25 protein-coding genes are annotated in these 20,247 nt (G+C 56.6%); 13 read left to right on the top strand and 12 right to left on the bottom strand.

What is annotated here, in order from left to right:
• Positions 1-5: 5 nt before the first annotated feature.
• The 6 genes from CAF77_RS09205 to CAF77_RS09180 are packed head-to-tail and all read left to right on the top strand — an operon-like array spanning position 6 to position 5,535.
• A complete protein-coding gene (locus CAF77_RS09205; protein ID WP_085654340.1) occupies positions 6-1,703 on the top strand; it encodes a phage tail protein in 1,698 nt (565 codons plus the stop codon).
• Positions 1,704-1,711: 8 nt separating this feature from the next.
• Positions 1,712-2,419, top strand: a complete 708-nt coding sequence (locus CAF77_RS09200; RefSeq protein WP_085654339.1) for a hypothetical protein — start codon at positions 1,712-1,714, stop codon at positions 2,417-2,419.
• A complete protein-coding gene (locus CAF77_RS09195; RefSeq protein WP_085654338.1) occupies positions 2,416-3,339 on the top strand; it encodes a hypothetical protein in 924 nt (307 codons plus the stop codon). The genes CAF77_RS09200 and CAF77_RS09195 overlap by 4 nt, the downstream gene beginning before the upstream one ends.
• Positions 3,336-3,881 carry a DNA-binding protein gene (locus CAF77_RS09190; protein ID WP_085654337.1) on the top strand — a complete coding sequence of 182 codons (546 nt, stop codon included), beginning with the start codon at positions 3,336-3,338 and terminating at the stop codon, positions 3,879-3,881. Before CAF77_RS09195 ends, CAF77_RS09190 begins: the two co-directional genes overlap by 4 nt.
• Positions 3,878-4,582: a hypothetical protein gene (locus tag CAF77_RS09185; RefSeq protein WP_085654336.1), complete on the top strand. Its 705-nt coding sequence runs from the start codon at positions 3,878-3,880 to the stop codon at positions 4,580-4,582. The genes CAF77_RS09190 and CAF77_RS09185 overlap by 4 nt, the downstream gene beginning before the upstream one ends.
• Positions 4,555-5,535, top strand: a complete 981-nt coding sequence (locus tag CAF77_RS09180) for a hypothetical protein (protein WP_085654335.1) — start codon at positions 4,555-4,557, stop codon at positions 5,533-5,535. Before CAF77_RS09185 ends, CAF77_RS09180 begins: the two co-directional genes overlap by 28 nt.
• On the opposite strand, the gene CAF77_RS09175 is transcribed toward CAF77_RS09180, so the two are convergent.
• The 3 genes from CAF77_RS09175 to CAF77_RS09165 form a co-directional block, all read right to left on the bottom strand.
• Positions 5,536-6,576 (bottom strand): hypothetical protein, encoded by a 1,041-nt coding sequence (locus tag CAF77_RS09175; protein WP_085654334.1) that lies wholly within the window; start codon positions 6,574-6,576, stop codon positions 5,536-5,538.
• 93 nt (positions 6,577-6,669) lie between these two features.
• On the bottom strand, positions 6,670-6,966 hold the full coding sequence (locus tag CAF77_RS29495) for a hypothetical protein (RefSeq protein WP_085654333.1): 297 nt from the start codon (positions 6,964-6,966) through the stop codon (positions 6,670-6,672).
• Between the two features lie 8 nt (positions 6,967-6,974).
• A complete protein-coding gene (locus CAF77_RS09165) occupies positions 6,975-7,163 on the bottom strand; it encodes a hypothetical protein (RefSeq protein WP_139831580.1) in 189 nt (62 codons plus the stop codon).
• On the opposite strand from CAF77_RS09165, the gene CAF77_RS28925 reads away from it, so the two are divergent.
• The gene (locus CAF77_RS28925; protein WP_139831579.1) at positions 7,162-7,557 is read left to right on the top strand and encodes a hypothetical protein; all 396 of its coding nucleotides are present in this window, start codon (positions 7,162-7,164) and stop codon (positions 7,555-7,557) included. The two genes, CAF77_RS09165 and CAF77_RS28925, sit on opposite strands and share 2 nt — an antisense overlap.
• Before the next feature lie 467 nt (positions 7,558-8,024).
• On the opposite strand, the gene CAF77_RS09160 is transcribed toward CAF77_RS28925, so the two are convergent.
• The 3 genes from CAF77_RS09160 to CAF77_RS09150 form a co-directional block, all read right to left on the bottom strand.
• Positions 8,025-8,651: an RloB family protein gene (locus tag CAF77_RS09160; RefSeq protein WP_085654331.1), complete on the bottom strand. Its 627-nt coding sequence runs from the start codon at positions 8,649-8,651 to the stop codon at positions 8,025-8,027.
• 3 nt (positions 8,652-8,654) lie between these two features.
• Positions 8,655-9,923: an ATP/GTP-binding protein gene (locus tag CAF77_RS09155; RefSeq protein WP_085654330.1), complete on the bottom strand. Its 1,269-nt coding sequence runs from the start codon at positions 9,921-9,923 to the stop codon at positions 8,655-8,657.
• Between the two features lie 278 nt (positions 9,924-10,201).
• A complete protein-coding gene (locus tag CAF77_RS09150; RefSeq protein ID WP_085654329.1) occupies positions 10,202-10,417 on the bottom strand; it encodes a hypothetical protein in 216 nt (71 codons plus the stop codon).
• A gap of 1,069 nt (positions 10,418-11,486) precedes the next feature.
• Here CAF77_RS09150 and CAF77_RS09145 point away from each other — a divergent pair.
• Together CAF77_RS09145 and CAF77_RS09140 are read left to right on the top strand one after the other, a co-directional pair.
• Positions 11,487-11,846, top strand: a complete 360-nt coding sequence (locus CAF77_RS09145) for a DUF6124 family protein (RefSeq protein WP_007955862.1) — start codon at positions 11,487-11,489, stop codon at positions 11,844-11,846.
• 153 nt (positions 11,847-11,999) lie between these two features.
• Complete coding sequence (locus CAF77_RS09140; RefSeq protein ID WP_064380963.1) at positions 12,000-12,209, top strand: hypothetical protein; 210 nt, start codon at positions 12,000-12,002, stop codon at positions 12,207-12,209.
• 3 nt (positions 12,210-12,212) lie between these two features.
• On the opposite strand, the gene CAF77_RS09135 is transcribed toward CAF77_RS09140, so the two are convergent.
• The 6 genes from CAF77_RS09135 to CAF77_RS09110 all read right to left on the bottom strand — a co-directional run bounded on the left by CAF77_RS09135 (position 12,213) and on the right by CAF77_RS09110 (position 17,520).
• Positions 12,213-13,004: a transporter substrate-binding domain-containing protein gene (locus tag CAF77_RS09135; RefSeq protein WP_170928942.1), complete on the bottom strand. Its 792-nt coding sequence runs from the start codon at positions 13,002-13,004 to the stop codon at positions 12,213-12,215.
• A gap of 59 nt (positions 13,005-13,063) precedes the next feature.
• Positions 13,064-13,927, bottom strand: coding sequence for a copper homeostasis membrane protein CopD (gene copD, locus CAF77_RS09130; protein WP_085654327.1), 864 nt, complete (start codon positions 13,925-13,927; stop codon positions 13,064-13,066).
• A gap of 3 nt (positions 13,928-13,930) precedes the next feature.
• Positions 13,931-14,305 carry a copper homeostasis periplasmic binding protein CopC gene (gene copC / locus CAF77_RS09125; protein WP_064380958.1) on the bottom strand — a complete coding sequence of 125 codons (375 nt, stop codon included), beginning with the start codon at positions 14,303-14,305 and terminating at the stop codon, positions 13,931-13,933.
• Positions 14,306-14,336: 31 nt separating this feature from the next.
• Positions 14,337-15,227, bottom strand: coding sequence for a copper resistance protein B (locus CAF77_RS09120; protein WP_064380957.1), 891 nt, complete (start codon positions 15,225-15,227; stop codon positions 14,337-14,339).
• An 11-nt stretch (positions 15,228-15,238) separates the two neighbouring features.
• Complete coding sequence (locus CAF77_RS09115) at positions 15,239-16,942, bottom strand: copper resistance system multicopper oxidase (protein ID WP_064380955.1); 1,704 nt, start codon at positions 16,940-16,942, stop codon at positions 15,239-15,241.
• A 95-nt stretch (positions 16,943-17,037) separates the two neighbouring features.
• The gene (locus CAF77_RS09110; RefSeq protein ID WP_045121792.1) at positions 17,038-17,520 is read right to left on the bottom strand and encodes a hypothetical protein; all 483 of its coding nucleotides are present in this window, start codon (positions 17,518-17,520) and stop codon (positions 17,038-17,040) included.
• A gap of 165 nt (positions 17,521-17,685) precedes the next feature.
• On the opposite strand from CAF77_RS09110, the gene CAF77_RS09105 reads away from it, so the two are divergent.
• From CAF77_RS09105 to CAF77_RS09090, 4 genes are all read left to right on the top strand, one after another.
• Positions 17,686-18,345: a ribonuclease T2 gene (locus CAF77_RS09105; protein WP_085654326.1), complete on the top strand. Its 660-nt coding sequence runs from the start codon at positions 17,686-17,688 to the stop codon at positions 18,343-18,345.
• Between the two features lie 138 nt (positions 18,346-18,483).
• On the top strand, positions 18,484-18,981 hold the full coding sequence (locus tag CAF77_RS09100; RefSeq protein WP_085608250.1) for a PAAR domain-containing protein: 498 nt from the start codon (positions 18,484-18,486) through the stop codon (positions 18,979-18,981).
• 3 nt (positions 18,982-18,984) lie between these two features.
• The gene (locus CAF77_RS09095; RefSeq protein WP_064380951.1) at positions 18,985-19,713 is read left to right on the top strand and encodes an alpha/beta hydrolase; all 729 of its coding nucleotides are present in this window, start codon (positions 18,985-18,987) and stop codon (positions 19,711-19,713) included.
• A gap of 113 nt (positions 19,714-19,826) precedes the next feature.
• Positions 19,827-20,231 carry a hypothetical protein gene (locus tag CAF77_RS09090; RefSeq protein WP_256576144.1) on the top strand — a complete coding sequence of 135 codons (405 nt, stop codon included), beginning with the start codon at positions 19,827-19,829 and terminating at the stop codon, positions 20,229-20,231.
• The last annotated feature ends 16 nt before the right edge of the window (positions 20,232-20,247 follow it).

The following is a 20,247-nucleotide window of genomic DNA, read 5'->3' as shown; positions in this document are numbered from 1 at the left end:
GCAAAGTGAGCGCCAGTATTACGTTGGCCGGCGAAGGCCAAATAGCCCTGAAACAAAGCCAGAAAAAGCCCCTGGTCATCACGAAATTCATTTTCGCGAACGTGCCTGGGCTGGCCACCGAAGCGCCGGTAGATCGAGCCGCCGGCAAGCCACCAGTGGGCCAGATCGTCCACACCTACGAGATCCCCAAGGAAAGCGCCGGTTTTGTAAACCCCAACCAGATCGTCTACAGCGCGCAGCTGGGATCGGACGTCGGCGATTGGGACTTTAACTGGATTGGCCTTGAAGACGCTGACGGCCTGTTGTTCGCCGTGTCCTACGTGCCGCTGCAGCAAAAGCGAAAGAACATTCCGCCAATGCAGATCGGCAACAACGTCACCCGCAACTTTCTGGTGGCGTTCGACGGCGCCCAGGCGCTGACCGGCATCACCATCGATGCCAGCACTTGGCAGCATGACTTTACTGTGCGCCTGGCCGGCATCGATGAGCGCGAGCGCCTGAGCAACCGTGAGCTGTACGGGCGCGCCTGTTTCTTCGGCGATTCGCTGCAGTTCGAGAAGACGGCCAACGGGTTTCAGTTGCGCCCGGGCGTGGCCTATATCGAAGGCATTCGTGTTGCGCTCACGGCGCCGCTGCCGGTGACCGGCGTTATCCCGGTGGGAAAAATCACCCTGGACGTGTGCCTGGAACGCCAGTTGAGCGATCGCGTGGCGTCGTGGAAAGTGGTGTTCGGTGAACCGGCGGACTACACCGATTCCGCCGGCGCGCGCCACTACTGCGTGCCCGTCGCGCATTACTTGTCATCGGTGGGCTTTTCGGACATGCGTCAGCCCGAGCCGGTCAATGGGCCGCTGATCCAGTACTGGGCGGCGCGGGACGGTGACTACGCCAACCTGCGCGCCCGGGGCACGACGAAAGAAGACGTGGAGCTGGGCAACCTGCCGAACGCGAAGAGCGACGATCCGGAAACCAACAGCAGCGAGATCCTGGCCACCACTGCAGCGTTGAACAAGCTGCAGAAACAGGTCGGCGAATCGATGACTGGCATGGTCTCGGCGTTCGGCATGAACAAGCCGCCAACTGGCTGGCTGGCGTGCAATGGTGCTGCCATTTCGCGCACGGTCTTTGCCGGTTTGTTCGCCCGCATCGCCACGCTGTACGGGGCCGGTGATGGTTCGACCACCTTCAACTTGCCGGATCTGCGCGGCCTGTTCCTGCGCGGTTGGGACGACGGACGCGGCCTCGACGCGGGCCGTGCCTTCGGCACCTTTCAGGACATGATGATCCATTCCCACGCGCACACCGCCTCAGCCGCTGCAGTAGGCGATCACCTGCACAGCGCTTGGACAGATGCCCAAGGCAACCACGTCCACAGCGCCTGGACGGATGCCCAAGGTAACCACGACCACGGCTTCCGATACGTCGATAACGGCCAAGGCATTTCCGTTGCAGCGGGGGCTGGGGGCGGCAGCGCGACCACGCTCGAGCAAAATTTTGGAATCAATGCGGATAACCGACCTTACCGAACCGATTACCAGGGCAACCACGCTCACAACGTGGGAATCGGTGCTGCTGGACTTCACTCACACAACGTCGGCGTAGGCGGAGGCGGTGCCCACACCCACGGCATAACCGTAACCGCTACCGGCGGCACTGAAACCCGGCCCAAGAACATGGCCCTACTTTTCTGTATCAAGTATTGAGATCGAGCATGAGCGAGAAAATCGTCTATCAGACCAACCACCTGGGAATCCTGGTGGGCACCGTGACCGCTGACGAATCGCCGCTGGAACCGGGCGTGTACATGATCCCGGGCGGCTGTGTGGAGATAGCGCCGCCGCAGATCCCCGAACATAAAGCAGCCTGGTGGAACGGCGAGGCCTGGCAGCTTGTGGACTATTTCGGCGGCGTGGTGGTGTACAACACCGCGACCGGCGAGCCGCGCACGCTCGAAGGCTTCGAGCCGGTGCCGGCAGGTTTCACCATGAAAAAGCCCGGTCCGAACCAGATCTGGAAGGGCGGCGAATGGGTCGACGATATCGATGCCGTGCTGGCCGCGCTCCGGGAGAAAAAGCTGCAGGCGATCGCCGCCGATTGCGCCGCGTATGTCGCCGGCGGTTTCAACTCCAACGCCCTGGGCGACGCTTACCGTTACAGCAGCGCCATCGATGACCAGGTGAATCTGAACGCCCAGGTGTTGCTGGGACAGGATGACGTTTACCCGTGTACAGATGCTGACCAGGTGCTGGCCTTCCGGCCCCACACCATCGCCCAACTGCAGAAGGTCAGCCACGACCTGGTGCGCTTTCGTCAAGGCGCCCAGCAGTGCGCCGAGTTGTTGCGCCAGGCCGTTGAAAAGGCCCTGAAAGACAAAAACCTCAAGGCGATGAAGGCCATCACCTGGACGCCGCCGGCATGAGCTGGGCGCCGGTGACGATGCGCTGGCCCGAGCAGGCCACGCAATGGATGGGCGGGCTGTCCGCTGCCAAGGATCTGGCCACCGGCGAGCTGGCCAGCACCGCGCAACGGCTGGCCGGTCTGGACGGGCTGGTCAACACCAACCCGGGGCCAGTCGCAGAAGCGGCGAAAGGCGCCATTGAAGCCGGTCGGGCGGCGCTGGCCGATCAACTGGGCCAGGTGCCGGCGTGCCTGGTGGTGACGCCATTTCAAAGTGGCATCGGCCAGGGCCAAGGCTATCAGCGGTTCCTTTCGGCGCCGAACGTGCTGGAACATCTGGCCAGAAAGCTGGAGGACGCTACCGACAACGGGCGTCCGGCGGGGCCGCAATATGCCTTGTCGATCCTGTTCCTGGGCACGCGCCTGGAACAGTTGGCCAGCGGCCTGTCCCGGTTCAATGCATTGCTGCCGATTCCCGACCTGGTGCGCACGGAGCGGCGCGCCCAGCACCTGATGAAACTGGAGAGCGACAAGTGGGAGATTCCCAGCGCCGGCCCGCTCCCGCGCTGGCAAGCCCTGCCGCTGGAGCGTTGCACGGTGGTGAAGGCTGCGAAACAGTCCATGGCTGGCCAGTTGGCCGTGCTGGAGGGCTACGCCGCCGACAGTTCACCGCTGGCCGATCTGGCAGCGCTGGCCGCTCGCAAGGCCGCCCAGCAGCAGGGACGAGATCAACAACTGACCGACCTGAAAAACCTGCTGGCCGAGGGCAATCCGGATATCAGCATCCGCGCGCGGCTGATCGGCCCGGGTAATTCCAGCGAGCTGCGCCAGGAGCTGCTGAGCGGTGACGCGCCGGGGCATGAATGGGTGCAGTGCGCGGGAATGCTGTTGGTCGGCACCAAGGAAGGGCTGAGTTTTGTACAGGAGCTGGTGGGCCTATGACGCTGTTACTCGACGGGCAAAAAGTGCAGGGGAAGAACCTCAAGGTCACGGCCAATCTGCGAATCGAAAGCGGCGACATGTCCGGGCAGACCAGCAACACCGACAAGGCGCACAAGGGCTTCAAGCCCAAGACGCTGGCCGTGTCGCTGATGATCCCCTTCGTCGATCGGGTGCAATTGACTGATTTGATGCGCATGGCCGAAGCCACGGCGAGCGGTGGCCAGCTCCATCTGTACCGCGTGGTGAATGATACCGCCGAGGCCTTCGGCGTGCGCCAGGTGGAGTTCTCCGAGGGTGTCAGCGCCCGGGAAGCCGACACCCTGAAAGCCTGGCTGGTGCAATTCACCCTGAGCGAGCGCGAATCGAACCCGGAAAAGGTCGAGGGACGACGTGCCGGCAACAAAGTCGACGCCCAAGGCGCCCCGGGCAGCGCGGTCGGTGAAGGTGGTGGCAGTTCAGGATCGGCAGACAACCCGGAACTGAGCGGGTTTGAAAAGGTGCTGGGCCGTGTGGACAAGTGGCTCGGGAGTGAGCAGAAGTGAAGCTGCACAAGATCCTGTCGATCAATGGCGCGCCGGTTCCCCTGGTCAAGGAAGACGTTCGCCTGGACGCCACCAGCCCAGGGCGGGCGAATTTTACGGTGCAGTCTGCCGAACCGTTGAAAGGACTGGTGACGCTGGATATCGGCTACAACGATCGGACACTGCAGCGCCATTTCATCGGCTACGTCGAGCGTTGCACCCCCGCCAATGCGGTGGAGCAGGTGTTGTTCTGCCGCGAGCTGGCCGCTGTGCTGGCCAACCCCTTGCCGCTGAACCTGCGCCACGTCGACCTGCGCGCCGTGCTCGCCGCTATCAGCGAGCAGACCGGCCTGCGCTTTCGTGTTCCGGATCAACCCTATGCCGGCGTGAAAGCACCGTATTTCTACAGCCTTGCCGCCGGTTACCAGGCGATGGACAGCCTGGCCCGTGTGTTCAGCATTCCGGATTTCACCTGGCACCAGCTGGGCAACGGCGAAGTGTTCGCCGGCAGTTGGGCCGACAGTTTTTTTGGCGCCCGGGCGCCGCTGCAAATCCCCACGGAGCTGTTCGACGGCTACCAGGGCAACCAGAGCGCGATGGTGGCGGCCCTTCCTGGGCTGCGACCTGGTGCAACGATCAACGCCGGCGAGCGCGTCACCAGTGTGGCGCTCGCCAATGACCAGATGGCTATCCGATGGAAGACGCAATTCGCCGCGCTGTAGAGCGCCAATTTCCCGAACTCACCGGCGGCTATCACTTGCCGCGATTCGCCCAAGTCACCGCCGTGGCCGATGCGCCGGCGGACGCTGGATTATGCGACGACTTTCGCCCGCGCTATGCCGTGGACATTGTTGTTCTTGGCCCCGACGACGCGCCAGACCCGGCCATGCCGCCGTTGACCGGCGTGCCGCTGCCACTGCCCACCGGCGGCGAGGAAATGGGCATTTACGCCTTTCCGGAGGAAGGCACGCGGGTGGTGGTGTGCTTCGCCTACGGCCTGCCGAACAAGCCCTACATTCAGTCGATCCTGCCGCACGGCCTGAGCATGCCCAAGGTGCCGAAGGGTGACCAGGTGTGGCAGCACAGCGGCACTGCCCAGCAGCGCGTCGACGCGGACGGCAACTGGTTACGCCAGACCGATGGCAAGATCCGGGATCAAGCGATCGAGCGCGAGGTTGAAGCCATGGACAACCGCGAGCAGTTCCAGAGCCACACGCGGGCGGTTGATGACCATTCGACCGAGACGGTGGGTGGTGTGAAAAAGATCGAGGCGCTGGGCGCGGTCAAATTGCTGTCAGGCGGAACTGCGAGCGTGGCGGCGGTGGATGATCTGCACCAGGCAACTGGCCGGGACTTGAACTTGGTCGTCGGGCAGAAGCACAACGCCACCGTGGGCGGCGATATGCAGGAGCGCATCGAAGGAGTGCGTCAGAGTTTGGCTGGTAAAAATCAAAAACTTTTGGCGCCCCAAACGTGGATAGGATCAGAAAGTGTCAACGTTTTGCAGGTAGTAATTGAACTCATTGATTTAGTGCAAGAGCTAAGTAGTGAGCTAGCTGTACACACTCATATTCCGGGGCCGGCGCCCAGCCCCGCAAGCGCAATGGGATTTACTAACGACGCCAGCAAGGCCTCACAACTATCTGCAATGCTCAGAAACATAACGCTATATTAACTATTCAGTGTCATCAAGGAATTTAAATGCATTGCAGTAGTACGTCACATCGGTAAGCTTCTCTACTTCCGCAACTTTTCTCTTTGGGTATTTCATCCGAATATGGGTATGAAAGAACAGTGCGACAGTAAAGCTAAATGCAAGACCGATAACGCACAGCAGAAAGCCTTTAAAAGAAAATAAATTCGCATATATTATAGGTAGCGAAAAACCTAATACAGGCTTACCAATAGCAGGAATAAAACTCAATGGATAAATAATACCTAAAAAGAAAATTATTAGAACGAGCACTAGGGCGACTCCTATTTGTCTAGGAGATTCAGGGTTATTTCTCACAGAGGTTAAAAAATCAGCTGATAGTCGAGAGTGATGTTTTGCGTCCCGATACACCTTATAAAAGTTATCTTTGAATATGGTCAGAGCGCCGGGAGCTGCTGTTCCGATATCTCCACAAGTACTGTGGAAGGCACGACCGTCTTGATTTCCATACATGTCCATTTGACTAAAATACGACGCAGCTTTAGCCATGGCAGCAATATTCAACCCGGACAAATGACTTGCCAGCGGCGATGTTTTCATTGCTTGTTCTGCTTCAGCTTCTGCTTTTTCGTCACGCTCCCGTTTCTCACGAATTAATTTATTCTCTTTGAACACTTGATCTGCAATAAAACGCAGTTCAAATTCTATATCGCTACGCTCCGCCAAATCCGAAAAGTCATTATTAAAAATAAATTCGCTTAGGGTGTTGTCCGGAAGATCTTCGATTGATTCGCAAGTAGCAAAATTCTCGTATAGATGCTCATGAAACTTTCTGTACTCAGGTCTATTGTAGTGGTCGTTGTACCATAGAATGTCGTAGTCCCTTGCATTGTCTTTAATTTTTTGAGCTTGAACTAACAAGTCGCTGAGTTTAGCTTTTTTTTCGTAGAATACTGTCTGATTAGAGAAAATCTTAGTGATAATGAAAGCGCCGAAAATACCTACGATTGCAGCTGCTGATTGTGAAAGAGTGCTAAAAAATGAATTCCAGTCGGCGTTCATGATCTATCCTTGAAGTATGTTTTTTTAATTTTCATATTGAATCCAATGGTTGTCATTCATACGCAGAGCATTGGGTGTTCACCAAACGAATGTTTATCCCTGTCTACACCACCAAGATTGAGCGTATGCGCAACCATCGATGTACTCAATACCGCTTAACACAAATCCTGTGACGGCCATTCCTGCCAGAGTTGCATCAAGCAAAGGCGGCAGAGGATCCGGATCGAGCGGCATTCCTACCATAATCCGAGCAACGTTTGCTGCCCGGCCTAATTCATGGCAGTCAGTAGAGTTAACCATGACATTGCCCCGGATTGCCGGATAGCGGCGCCGCTCCCTCGGATCCAGCGCGACGCCACGTAAGCGCATGGGTGTGACCAATACGTGCATGGGGCTTCCTACTCGTCACCATCAAGATCAAGAAGCGACTCGACAGCAAAGGCCAGCGCCGCGTCCGCCAGTTCAAGCATATCGCTGAGGTGATCAGCATCGATCAGATGTTCCTGGTGCAGAGCATGGGCTTGCCTGAGCAACGCTTTGTGATGGGCACCGGGCATTGCGAGCAAAGCGGCTTCATCGCGCAACATGACCCGCCACTGCACAATTGCAGATGACTCCGGGGTTACGATTCCCGCTGATTCTCTATTCATCGGTCATGCATACCTTCTCGATGTACTGTATATAAAAACAGTATATCGATCAGCTCACTCCCTTACATCAAGCGGGCGACTGACGGCAATCGGCCCTGGATCGATCGCCGGGACGCCGATCGCTGGCCCGCTCACAGAAAATTCCGCCGCCACAAAAAAAACTGCTGAAAAAGCACTTATCCCCCTCCCGCCGACGGGCTTTGCACTCTTTTTTTTTGCAAAAGTGGATGTAGTACGAATGAAGGCCCTGCCCACAGCTGATGGACTGATCCGGGGCCACACCACAATTTCACTGAGAGAAAGATTTTGCAAAGATGTGAAGCAACGTTGAGCAGTACTGAGGTTGCGTTAAGCCGCTACCCGACTACTGGAGGCCCCTGAATACAAGGTTATTCATTTGAAAAGTTATGTTTTGCGGGTTTTTTGTTTTCTCAGCGGTTCGTGCAGGAAGAGATTGGAGTCCTACAAAAAGGGTATCAAAATTCGCCATTAAACCCGGCTCAGTTGGCTTTCACGGCGTTTAGGGCATTGCACAAGCTCAGCGCGATAAGGCTAATTCATACGACAGCAATCGGCTATACGCGGGAGTGAATGAAAAAGCGGTATGAACGGCCTGATCCGTTTACTAATAGTCGTGATGCATTAATGGGAACAATTTGATGGACGGCCATGGCACAATTTGTATTGTGCTTAATCTAATGGATTGTATCCGAATTAAAGCCAAAACCTCAAACGGTGGAAAGCTCGGCATTAACGTAATGCGTAATGCCGAACTTTAAAGTGACTTTTTCTTTAGTGTTATTTGGCTTGAGGTTCAGATAGCAGTTCAAATTTATCGATTAAAAGATGAATTTCGGTGCTGGGGTTTGGTTGGTTACTATCTTTTGCATCCTTAAGAACTCTCGGTGCTATTCTTCTTGCAGTGTCGAATGGCTCTCCTAGCAGTTCTTGGAAGTAGCTTCGATCTTTTCCTTTGTCATAATCTGAAAGGAGGTCGTGAGTTTTAATTTCTTTAATTACGCCTGCGCCAGGAGATCGAGTTCCTGTACGATTAAATGGTTTCCGGCAATATCCAAAATGCAGTAGTATCCAAAACTCGAAAGATGGATAGGATGGAACTATCGTGATTTTTTTGTGTGCGTGAGCCATATCTAAAGCTTTGTTGAAACAGATATGACTGTCTCGATCAATTGCGCAATACACTTCGTCATATTTTTTTTGACGCTTTATCGCGTGTTCCACAATACCGCTGGGGTGCGTGACTCCGGGGTGGGCTACTTCCACCAATAATGCCGCTCTGAAATAGTCTGCTGCTTCTTGTAAGTATTGTTTTCCTGATTTGCTGTCTTCGCAAAGAACCAATATTTTCTTTTCAACAGCGAATTTCGGTTCCCCTCTGGCGAAGGAGTTCGCGCTTCTGGCCATGATTCAAACATCCTTGGTTAATGGGAGGCCTCTGTAGCGACCAGCAAAATAGCGCCTCTCTAAGTCTTCACCTTCTCGGCCTTCAAAATCATGAACTGAAAATAGTCTTGTTGCAGCATTTTTATCACGCTCAGTAATCCAGAACTGATCTCGTCTTAGGATTTTTGAATTCATGAGATGAGTGTCATGGGTCGTAAAAATCAGCTGTGAGCGAAGTGTTGTAGCTATATGTCTCTTTACAATATTGGCCACTATTTTCGGGTGCAAGCTACTATCTAGCTCGTCAATGATCAATGTGAGGTTGTCGTTTTTATTATTTCTAAGTCCAAGGGTGAACCATGGCAACCAAAAGCCGATTAGATTTTTTGTTCCTTCAGACTCTTCGCTGAAATCAAAGTCCGCATCGCCAAGAGCACTTTTATGGGTCAGCGTTGTTTTGGTATCCTTGTCAAAGGAATTGAAGTCTTCTAGGCCTTGGAATGCTTCGCCAAGCGATTCTTCATAGCTTCCATCTTTTGCAGTGATATATATCGATTCAATCGGAATATCGACGTCACCTAAGAAACTTGATAAGTCTGCAGCCGTGTCCGGCATCGCGGCTAGCACTTTTCGACTAGCGCGGGACCATCCACTCAAACTGTTTTGATCAATAACAAGGCACGAATGATCGAACCAAGAAAATGGAATTTTCAGTTGCATCATATCTTCGCTGCTGTTCTGAGCAGCCTGTGCTAAATATAATGAACGCGGACTAGTAATTTTTCGCCATGCTTCATGAACTTGCTCGCCACCCTCAAGAGTAGATCCAAACTCGTATACTTCCTTCGAGTCTATTAAGCTTCGCTTAAACAAAAGCCGCTCTTTTCCACTCGGGAAAGCTGTTAATTCCTCGAATACTATTCTATTTTGCGTTGCGCTCACCAGATACTGATAGCGCATCCCTTTTTGGATGAAGTGATATTCAAAGTTGCTAGGCTCGTCTTCTAAGTCAGCGTCGAATCGGAAATGGCTGGCTGTTAATAACTTGTCGGGCCGATGTAGTGCTTTTGTGGCGACATCCCGTACGAAGTCGATCGCACTTAAAAGCGAGGATTTTCCAGATGCATTGGGTCCGTATATCGCTGCCACTTTGAGCAATTTTGGTAATTTTTCTCCCTCAACGTCCGGCGAGATGACGTTCTCCCGTTTCCCAAGACGAGGAGATGCCACCATTGATAGGGTCTGCCGAGTTCGAAATGACTTGAAATTTGAGACAGAAAATTCGATCAGCATGCATGAAATCCGTTGTAGCAGAGAAATTGAAGCTTACAGTAGGCCAAAAAATACGATTAGGTGCAATTTTTTCGCAGCTGGCCAAGGTTGTAACCTTCAGCTCGGTGTGCTGCCTACGAGCAAAATCAATGTTGGCGTGATGATCCTTGCTCCCAAAACTGTAACTCCGAAGCTCCTTGAGGATCGCTGATCGTCACAGGAAGGGGCTGGTGGTAGCAGGTGATTTGAAGGCACGACAGCTTTGGTCGTAAGCGGCAATTTACAACGAGCGTCACGAGTTAGTCCTTTTCCAGTTTTCTCAATCGTGCTACGCCCTGGTTGATGAACCCTGCGTTCTCCCCAATACGCTCTAGGGCCCCGCGAGCGTTCTCTCCTGCGGTCTCGAAGCCTTGTTGCTCGACGAGCAGCACCAATTCCATCAACGCGGCTTCAAGGCTTAGCTGGTTTTCGTACATTTTTTCGAGGACGACGGAAAGGGAATATTCGCTGGCCATGTATTCGACTCCATTTGGAATGCAGAAAGCATAGCAGGGGCATCTGAGGGGGCTGATTCCAGTTCAAGGCTGGGAAAAAGGTAATTTTGGTAAGACGGTGCAAAAAGCTGGCTGCAGCCCTTATAGACCGTGGCTTTGAGGTATTACCTTTGAAGGTAATATTTGGTAAGGCCGGAGGTAATATTTCGCCAAGTGCCTGATTTTAAAGGGTTTCGTAGGTGGGTGAAATTACTACGACTAAGGGTAATTTTCTAACCTCCTTATTACCCTATTATTACCTTTGCTAGATCCATCTAACATACTGATTCTATTAGGTTTTTATGACGAAAAAAAAGGAAATTACCAAAATTACCTTTTTCCCAGGGGTCAACCTGAAAACGGAGTGAAGCACAGACGGGGCGATTCGTTGGCCTTTCGTGCGCGCGGTTTTAACACTCACGAAATACGCTGGAGCGATCGATAGACAGTGCCAGGATTGGAGCCGGAAACCGCTGCTTAAAATTTGCTAACGCAGTCGGCAGCGGGGATGGGACAAGGAGGGAGAAGAAAAGAGTTGGTACGCAATTGGTACACGGGTTGGGGGCGAGGCATTAGGGTCTTTATTTGCGGGAGGTAAAAGAAGGGTCAGTTCGATCCATCATCGGTCTGACTGTGGCGCGGCGGTAGGTGCGGCTATTCGCTAGTCACAAATCCTTGCGCATGTTTTAAACCAAAAAAACTCGCTTGTTTAAATGACTCATTCTCTCGTCATCCAGGCCCTACACATCCTTGCGCCACCCCCTACACCTAAGACAGAATCCGCCGGCTTGTGCCTCTAGCACGGGGGTTCTATCGTTCTTGGGTCACTGAAATCCAGTGATCGGGTTTGGTAGCCCGGATTCCGTCAGAAGCACAAGACTACTGTCTTGCGGAGGCTTTCAATGCCTTCGTTTTATGGTGGTCATGCGCAGGGCATCTTCGGATGCGCCGGGGTTCCTGACGGCCGGTCTACCAACCTGCGTATGGCCTCCACCCTAGTTTGGTAGCGAAGGTGGCGGCTCCTAACCTCTTATCCGTCGGGAGTTACTCCATGTTCAAACCAACACCCAACCCACCAGAAACCGATCCAGTTTCCCCCTACAAATTCCCCGATTCACGAACCCTGAACGAAGCCGCCGAACGCGCGCTCGATCACTACCTCACCCCACAGCAACGGATCATGGGCAGCCACACCCAACATGACCCGATGTACTTCGCCAACCCGGCCTACGACACCGAATCCCTGCTCGCCAATGCCAGCGAATCCCTGGGATCAGCCTCCGAAATGCTCAACAACTTCGCCGCCACCCTGGAACCCGCCCACCGCAAAACCGCCATCGGCATTGCACAGTTGGTGATGTTGGGGTCGTTGGCGGTGAATCAGGCGCTGGATAACGTCGAGCCGAAGTAGATTCGGGCAACCCTCTGTCGCGGAGGGGGGGATCGTCAGGCGTGGGTTCAACCTGAACCCACGCTGAAACCCCCGTAAGTTTCATCTTCCCGCCACCCGCACAGGCCTACGATCCATCCACAAGATCCCGACCCCACCCGAGCGCCACACACCATGAACAATCCACTCAAAGCGCTGTTGATCGTCGCAACCGTCTCAGTTCTAAGCGCCTGCTCCGGCTCCGGTGGCCTGACCACCACCAGTTGTTTCTCCAGCGACTGTCAGTCGCCGGAGGCGCGGAACGTGAATACGTTGAAGTTCGGCGGGAGCAATATCGGTAACAGTTTCAACCAGTACAGCTCCGGCCTGATGCATGACGATTGAGGGTTACTGAGCCGCGGGTACGGCGATCCATTCGCTCAGGACTTTCTGGTATTTGCCGGTGACTTTGCTCAGGTGCAGCCACTGGTCGACGTAGAGTTTCCAGCTGATGTCGTCGCGCGGCAGCAGGTAGGCTTTTTCGCCGTATTGCATGAACTGGCTCGGGTTGACGGCGCACAGGCCGGGTTTGAGTTTCTGTTGGTAGAGGGCTTCGGAGGCGTCGGTGATCATCACGTCGGCCTTGTTGTCGAGCAGTTGTTCGAAGATGGTCACGTTGTCGTGCAACGCCAGTTGCGCCTTGGGCAGGAAGGCGTGGACGAAGGCTTCGTTGGTGCCACCGGCGGGTTCGACCAGGCGCACGTTCGGCTGGTTGATCTGGTCGATGGTCTGGTATTTGGACTGGTCGGCGCAGCGCACCAGCGGGATCTTGCCGTCGACGTCGAGGGTGTTGCTGAAGAAGGCTTTTTTCTGGCGTTCGAGGGTTACCGAGATGCCGCCGACGCCGATGTCGCATTTGCCGGCCTGCATGTCCGGCATCAGGGTTTTCCAGGTGGTCTGCACCCATTCGACCTTGACGCCAAGGCTGTCGGCCAGGGTTTGCGCCATGGCGATGTCGATGCCTTCGAATCCGCCGTCCGGGCGTTTGAAGGTGTAGGGCTTGTAGTCGCCGGTGGTGCAGACGCGCAACTGGCCCTGTTGCTGAATGGTGTCGAGGTGCGAGGCCGGTGCTTGTGCCTGGGCGGCGCCGGCGATGGCCAGCAGGCCGCAGAAGATCATCGTGCTTTTTGGAATTGTCATGGAGATCGGGCTTGTGCAGTGGGAGTGCAGGCCAGTGTAGTGAATGGGTTTGCCGGGTGTCACTCCGGTTCCGGGCTCAACGTGCCCAGCCACGCCACCAGTCCCACGATCAGAAGCGCAATCATCAGCTCCAGTGCCACGCTGCGACGCAAGGCATTGGCTGCCACTTGATGTTGCCCGGCGCGCAACGATTGTTCGAGCAACGGCCCGAGGTGGAAGCGGTTCAGCGCGGCCAGCACCAGCATGCCCCCGAACAACGCAACCTTGATCGCCAGCAGAATCCCGTAGGTGCCGAGCAGGACTTCGCCCAGTGTCGGGCCGACGATGAACAGGTAATTCGCCACGCCGGTGACCGAGAGGATGAGCACAATTGCCGCGCCGACGCCTTCGAAGCGTTTGACGGAATCCGCCAGCGAGCGAATGCGCGCCTCGCTGCACAGTGCGTCGAGCCGAGCCATCAAGATCAACGCGAGCATCGCGCCCAGCCACGCACCCGCCGCGAGCAGGTGCAGAATGTCGCTGAGCAGATGCCACGCGTTATCCATCGCGCCGTGTCCGCTCCAGGCCAGGGAGGCGAGGGCGACGGCGCTGGCCATCGATGCCAGCCACAATCCCGGCCCGATCATCACGGCGATCAGCGCAATCATCCGCAGCGCCCACGCCAGCCCGACGTTCGTTTCCAAAACCATCATTTGCAGGTGCGGCCACAGCGCCGCGAATTCCGTTTCGCCACTCATGGCGCGGGTCATCAGCACCAGTCCGGCCACTGACAGCAATGCCCCGATCAACGCCATCCCGCGCAGCATCGGCCGAAACCGCAGCACCGCTTCAACGCTGTACAGGCCGAACAACGTCAGCCCGAACAACAGCAGCAAATCCACATACAACGCCAGACGCAGGAGGATGTTGATCAGTTCAGCCATCGCTCACTTCACTTTGAACGTGACATTGCCGGTGATCGGGTGCGTGTCCGACGACACTGCGCGCCATTCGACCTTGTAGGTGCCGGCCGGCAGAGGCGAGAGCGGGGTGACCAGCATGGTTTTCGGGTCGCTGCCGGCGCTGACTTTGGCCTTCATCGGCATCGGCGAGTGGGCCATGCCGGGCATTTCGGTCATGACCAGTTTGGCGCCGGAGAATTGGGTCAGCAGATCCTCCGAAAACCGCAGTTCGATCTTGCCGGGCGCTGCGCCGTCGGCACCTTCGGCCGGGGTCGAGGACAGCAGTTTCGGATGGGCCTGGGCCAGGGTGCTCAGGAGCAAACCGCTGGCGAGGACGAGGGAGATTTTCAATGTGCGCATGCAAGACCTCGGTGTTGTTTTTTGATGGGATTCAGAACCACAGCCGCACGCCGAGGACGAGTCGCGCTTCGCTGCGATCCTCGCCTTCTTCCCGTGCGTAATCGGCGGTGTGGCCGTAGCTACGGTTCCAGGTCACGCCGATGTAGGGCGCGAATTCGCGGCGGATTTCATAGCGCAGGCGCAGCCCGGCTTCGGTGTTCGCGAGGCCCGAACCGATCCCGCGTTGCGGGTCGTTTTTGCCGTAGACGTTGAGTTCGGCGGTCGGCTGCAGGATCAGGCGATTGGTCAGCAGGATGTCGTAGTCGCCCTCCAGCCGCACCGCGCTCTGGCCGTTTTCGCCGAGGAACGCCGTGGCTTCGGCTTCGAAGTTGTACAGCGCCATCCCCTGCAGACCGAACGCGGCCCAGGTTTGTGGAGCGCCGGGTTTGAAGTCCTGGCGCACGCCGCTGACCACGTCCCACCACGGCGAAATCGCGTGGCCCCACAGCGCCTGGATTTCCGCGTCTTCGGTTTTGCCGTTGCTGCGTTCGCCCTCGGAGCGCAGCCACAGTCGATCGATGTCGCCGCCGATCCAGCCGGACAAATCCCAGGCCAGGGTGCTGGCGTCGTCGGCGTCCTGCCATTCGAGTTTGTCGGCGAGGAAGTAAGTGTTGATGGCGCTGTCGTGGACCTGATGCCCGGCGTGGCTGGTGAACACGGCAGCGCGGTCGGCGTCGGTCAGTGCCGGAATCGGCGTGCGGCTTTCGGTCGGCGCAGCGGGCTGCATCATGCCGTCGTCCATGCTTTGCATATCAGCCATCTGACTGTGATCCATGCCCTGCATATCAGCCATCTGGCTGTGGTCCATGCCCTGCATGTCGCTGGCGGCGAAGGCCGGGGCCATCGACAGGAGTGACAACGAAAACGCGGCAAATCGAGTCATGGTCGGCGTCCTCATTCTTCCACCCGCACTTCGCGGAACATGCCCATTTCCATGTGGTACAGGAGATGGCAGTGATAGGCCCAACGGCCGAGCGCGTCGGCGGTCACGCGGTAAGTGCGGCGGGTGCCGGGCGGCATGTCGATCGTGTGTTTGCGCACCTGGAAATTGCCGTTTTCGTCTTCCAGATCGCTCCACATGCCGTGCAGGTGGATGGGGTGGGTCATCATCGTGTCGTTGACCAGCACCAGGCGAATCCGCTCGCCGTACTTCAAGCGCAGCGGCTCGGCGTCGGAGAACTTGATGCCGTTGAACGACCAGGCGAATTTCTCCATGTGGCCGGTGAGGTGCAACTCGAGGGTGCGGCTCGGGTCGCGGCCGTCCGGGTCTTCGAACGTGCTGCGCAGGTCGGCGTAGGTCAGCACACGGCGACCGTTGTTGCGCAGGCCGAGGCCGGGGTCGTCGAGTTTCGCGGCGGTGGTCATGGCTTGCATGTCCACCAGCGGGTTGTCCTTTTCGCTGTCGGGGTGCGACTGCATCGGACCCATGTTCATGCTTGAGTGATCCATGGCGCTCATGTCCATCGAACCATGGTCCATGCCGCCCATACCCATGTCGTCCATGGTCACCAGCGGGCGTGGGTCCAGCGCCGGCACCGGAGCCGACAAACCGGCGCGGGCGGCGAGGGTTCCTCGGGCGTAGCCGGTGCGGTCCATGGCCTGGGCGAACAGGGTGTAGGCGTCGGCGGCGGGTTCGACGATCACGTCATACGTTTCCGCCACGGCGATGCGCAACTCGTCGACGCTGACCGGTTTGACGTGCAAGCCATCGGCGGCGACCACGGTCATTTTCAATCCGGGAATGCGCACGTCGAAGTAGCTCATGGCCGAGCCGTTGATCAGCCGCAGCCGCAGTTTTTCACCGGGGCGGAACAGGCCGGTCCAGTTGTCATCCGGGGCGTGGCCGTTCATCAGGAAGGTGTACGTGGCGCCGCTGACGTCGGCGATGTCGGTGGGATTCATCTTCATCTGCGCCCACATCGTGCGATCGGCGACGGTGGCGCCCCAGCCTTTTTCGCCGACGTCGTGGATGAAATCGCCGACGGTGCGTTTGTGGAAGTTGTAGTAGTCGGACTGTTTTTTCAGGGTCTTCATCAAGCTGGCCGGGTCTTCGTCGGTCCAGTCACTGAGCATCACCACGTAGTCGCGGTCGTAGTGGAACGGCTCCGGCTCCCGCGCGTCGATCACCAGCGGCCCGTAAACGCCGGCCTGCTCCTGCAAGCCGGAATGGCTGTGATACCAGTAGGTGCCGTGCTGGCGAACCTTGAACTGGTAGACGTACACGCCGCCCGGCTCGATGCCCTTGAAACTCAGGCCCGGCACGCCGTCCATGTTGGCCGGCAGCAGAATGCCGTGCCAGTGGATCGACGTGCTGTCCTTGAGCCGGTTGCGCACCCGCAGCGTCACCGTATCGCCCTCGCGCCAGCGCAGCAGCGGGCCGGGCAGGCTGCCGTTGATGGTCATCGCGGTGCGCGGCTGGCCGGTGAAGTTGACCGGGGTTTCGCCGATGAACAGCTCGAAGTCGGTGCCGCTCAGTTCATTTATCTGGCCGGGGCTGTTCAAGGCCCAGACCGGCGTGCGCCACAGGCCGAGGCCGCCGAGCAGACTGCCGGCGGCGAGGCCTTTGACGAAGGTGCGTCTTGAGGTGGTGGATGGCATGCGCTGGAAGTCCCCGTTTGACCAATGACGAGGAGGCTAACCAGCGGCAGCTTTCAGCTGGCTGAGGGGCGGATTACAGTTGTGTCAGGTTCAACCTACAAACCGAGCCCTTCCTGGACTACCAACAACAGGTTGTTTTCCGTCAACGCAATCGCATCCAGCTGTTGCCCGGTCTCGAGCGTCTGCAACCACCAATGACTTTCGCCGTGTTCATCGACCGTGCGCAGCAGCGATGCTTCGCGGCCCGGCAGGACGATTTGCACACGCCCCGAGCCGTCTTCGGTAAAGCGGGCGATGGGGTCGAACGTCAGGCTGTGGTGGTTGGCTTCGATGATCAACTGGTCGATGGCGTAGTCGTGGGTCTCGCCATCCGGCGAAGTTTCGCAAACATGGGTAGGATTTCGCCGAATCTTCAGGCCTACCTCGGTCACCGGTTGCAACCAGCCCTCGATGCGGTGATACAAGGCGTAGACCTGAGCCGGCCAGCAATCGATCTCCAGTTCGGCGCAGGTGATTTCGTCAGCATGGGTGTGCCGGGTTTGTTTGAGTTTCGCGGCGAGTTCGTCTGCTTTACTCATGTCGGTTCCCTGTGTTGAATTCAACAACATCGTAGTCCTTTCAAAGTAATGCAGGTTTTGCCCTGCGTCATGCGCCTGCAACACAAGCGTGACTCAATCAGCCCCTGACCACGTGACGGTCAGACCACAGAAACCACGGACGCACGCGTCCCAAGGAACGGGAACATGAAAAAGCTTTTTACAATTATGGCGTTGATTGCGCTGACGGTCGGTAGCATCGGCCTGAGTTCGGCACGCCAGTCGTCTGCCAACAAGGCGGAATCGGTGGCGGGGGTGTTCGATTACTATCTGCTGACGTTGTCCTGGTCGCCAACCTTTTGCCTGACCCACAAGGACGACCCGCAATGCACCGGCAAGGGTTACGGTTTTGTCCTGCATGGCCTCTGGCCGCAATACGCCAAGGGCGGCTGGCCGGAATCCTGTCCGCCGCTGACTAACCTGTCGGCCGCCGAAACGGCCAAAGGCCTGACGCTGTTCCCGACCAAAAAACTGCTCGATCACGAATGGAGCAAACACGGCACCTGCAGCGGCCTCGGCGCGATGGGCTATCTGGACGAAGCGGACAAAGCCGTGGCGGCGGTGAACATCCCGCAAGAGTTGCAACCGTTCAGTAGCTCTTATTACTTCGAAGCGCAGGAAATTGCCGACCTGTTCCGCAGGAGCAATCCGGGCATCCCGTCAGACGGCATCGCCGTGATCTGCAACGGCCCGGAGCTCTCGGAAGTGCGCGTGTGCATGGGCAAGGACCTGCAATTCGGCGCCTGCGGCAAGGGCGTGAAAACCCAGTGCCGGGCGGGGGATATCCGGGTACCGCCGTCGCGATAACGCAATCGGTTACTGGCCATAAAAAACAGGCGCCTTTTCAGGCGCCTGTTTTTTTGCAATCGGGTTTGATCAATGGAAGGACTTTGTTCATGCTGCGCGCCCCACGGATGATGACGCGATACTGCAAGGAGCTTTTTCATGAGCGGAAAACCCGCTGCCCGAGTGACCGACCCGACCGCTTGCCCATTGCCGGGGCATGGCACCAACCCGATTGTCAGCGGTTCGCCGAATGTGAATTTCGACGGGCTGCCCGCTGCACGAATGACCGACAAGTCGGCGTGCGGCAGCCCGATTACCGGTGGCGTTGCCTCGACGGTTTTTATCAATGGCCTGAACGCCGCAACCCTGGACAGCACCGGTGGTCACGGGAATGTGGTAGTGGGCGGCTCCGGTACCGTCATCATCGGCGATACCGTGGTGAACGCTCCCTTCAGCGGCCTGCTGCCAATGCCGGTGCACTTCACCGACAAGTTGCAGTTGGTGAACGACACGACCGGCGAACCGATGCCGAATCATCCGTACATGATTCAGCGCGCGGACGGTCGGATGGAACACGGGGTGTCTGACGCCGCCGGTTTTACCCACACGATCAGTTCGCATCTTCCGGAAACCATCAAACTGTTTCTGGAGGAATGAGGCATGGGTGCGGAAACGGTTACGTGCGAGAAAGGCAACAATTACAAGCTGCACAAGGAACATACGCTGACGGACAAGAAGGATGTCAGTGTGAAGGCTGTGCCGGTGGAGAGTACCAAGGCGGTTGTTGTGTTTGTGGGAGGCGCTGGGGATAAGGAGAGTTACTACTTTTCAGGGCCATACAGAAATATCCGTTTTGCAAAGCTGAATCTTGACAGTCGTACAGAAACACTGAAGAGCGAGGGAAGATACAAGTCAGAATGGTTGGGTTACAACGAGGTCAGGGGAAAAAAGGATATTCAGAGACATGTTCTAAGCCTGATTCCCTACAAAAGTTGTCCTGTCTATATCGTTGGTCATAGCTTGGGCGGATGGAACGGTGCGCATCTGACAAAAATAATGTCGGAGTGGGGTTACAGAGTTCAAATGCTGATTACCCTTGACCCTGTAGGTGAAGGAGCTCTGGTGTGGCTGGGATCGGACATTTACCGTGAACGTCCCGAACCCGTTGCGGCAGACTGGATCAACATTAAAGCCACGCCTACTCAACGAGATCCTTCGGATGGGGTGGCTGACTTTGGTGAAAAGTGGCTGATTTCTTGTGGTCCTTCGCTGAACGCTAACGTAGATGCCAACCATGCCGACGCGTTGGGGCTGTTTACTGCGCGAATAGATGGCAATAAATCGGCCAGCGACTTGCTGCTTGAATCGATCATGGAGGAGTTCTCGTGAGGTATAAATTTCTTCTTTGCATGTTTCTGGTCATCTGCTCCGGGTGTGCAAAGGATCATGTAAAGCCTCCGGCAAATTTGATCTTTGTGTCTGTTGTAAGAGAACGAACGCTCTTGTACGACATTCGGTATCAATCGGACGTGGATGTTCTGGATCTTTTTGACCGAGGCGAACGTAAAGGAATGGCGTCGGGTACTCTTGAGTGCGCCTTGGGAGACGACGAAGACTTTGCGGTTGATAAATCAATGCAGTTTTCTGCCCTCGGTTTGATTACCTCGGACAAGGGGCAGGCGAACAAAACGGGATTTTCCTATCTGACCAGCGCGTTTTTGATCGAAACCTCTAGCGATAGAAGTACGGACAGAAATCTGTCAGCGGCCGAACTGAACCAACTCCTCTCAGACAAACAACAAATCCCCTGCAAAGTCGTCGTCACCGCTTACGGCTACAAACCCTACTACTCAAACACCATGAACCTCCCGGTCGCAGACCTGCTGCGCGAAGTCAACAAGCCCTGAGCTCCGCGCCAGTCGG

This window comes from Pseudomonas sp. R15(2017), from assembly GCF_002112685.1.
GTDB classification, from domain to species: Bacteria; Pseudomonadota; Gammaproteobacteria; order Pseudomonadales; family Pseudomonadaceae; genus Aquipseudomonas; species Aquipseudomonas glycinae.
This window is presented reverse-complemented; position numbering and strand designations above follow the sequence as displayed.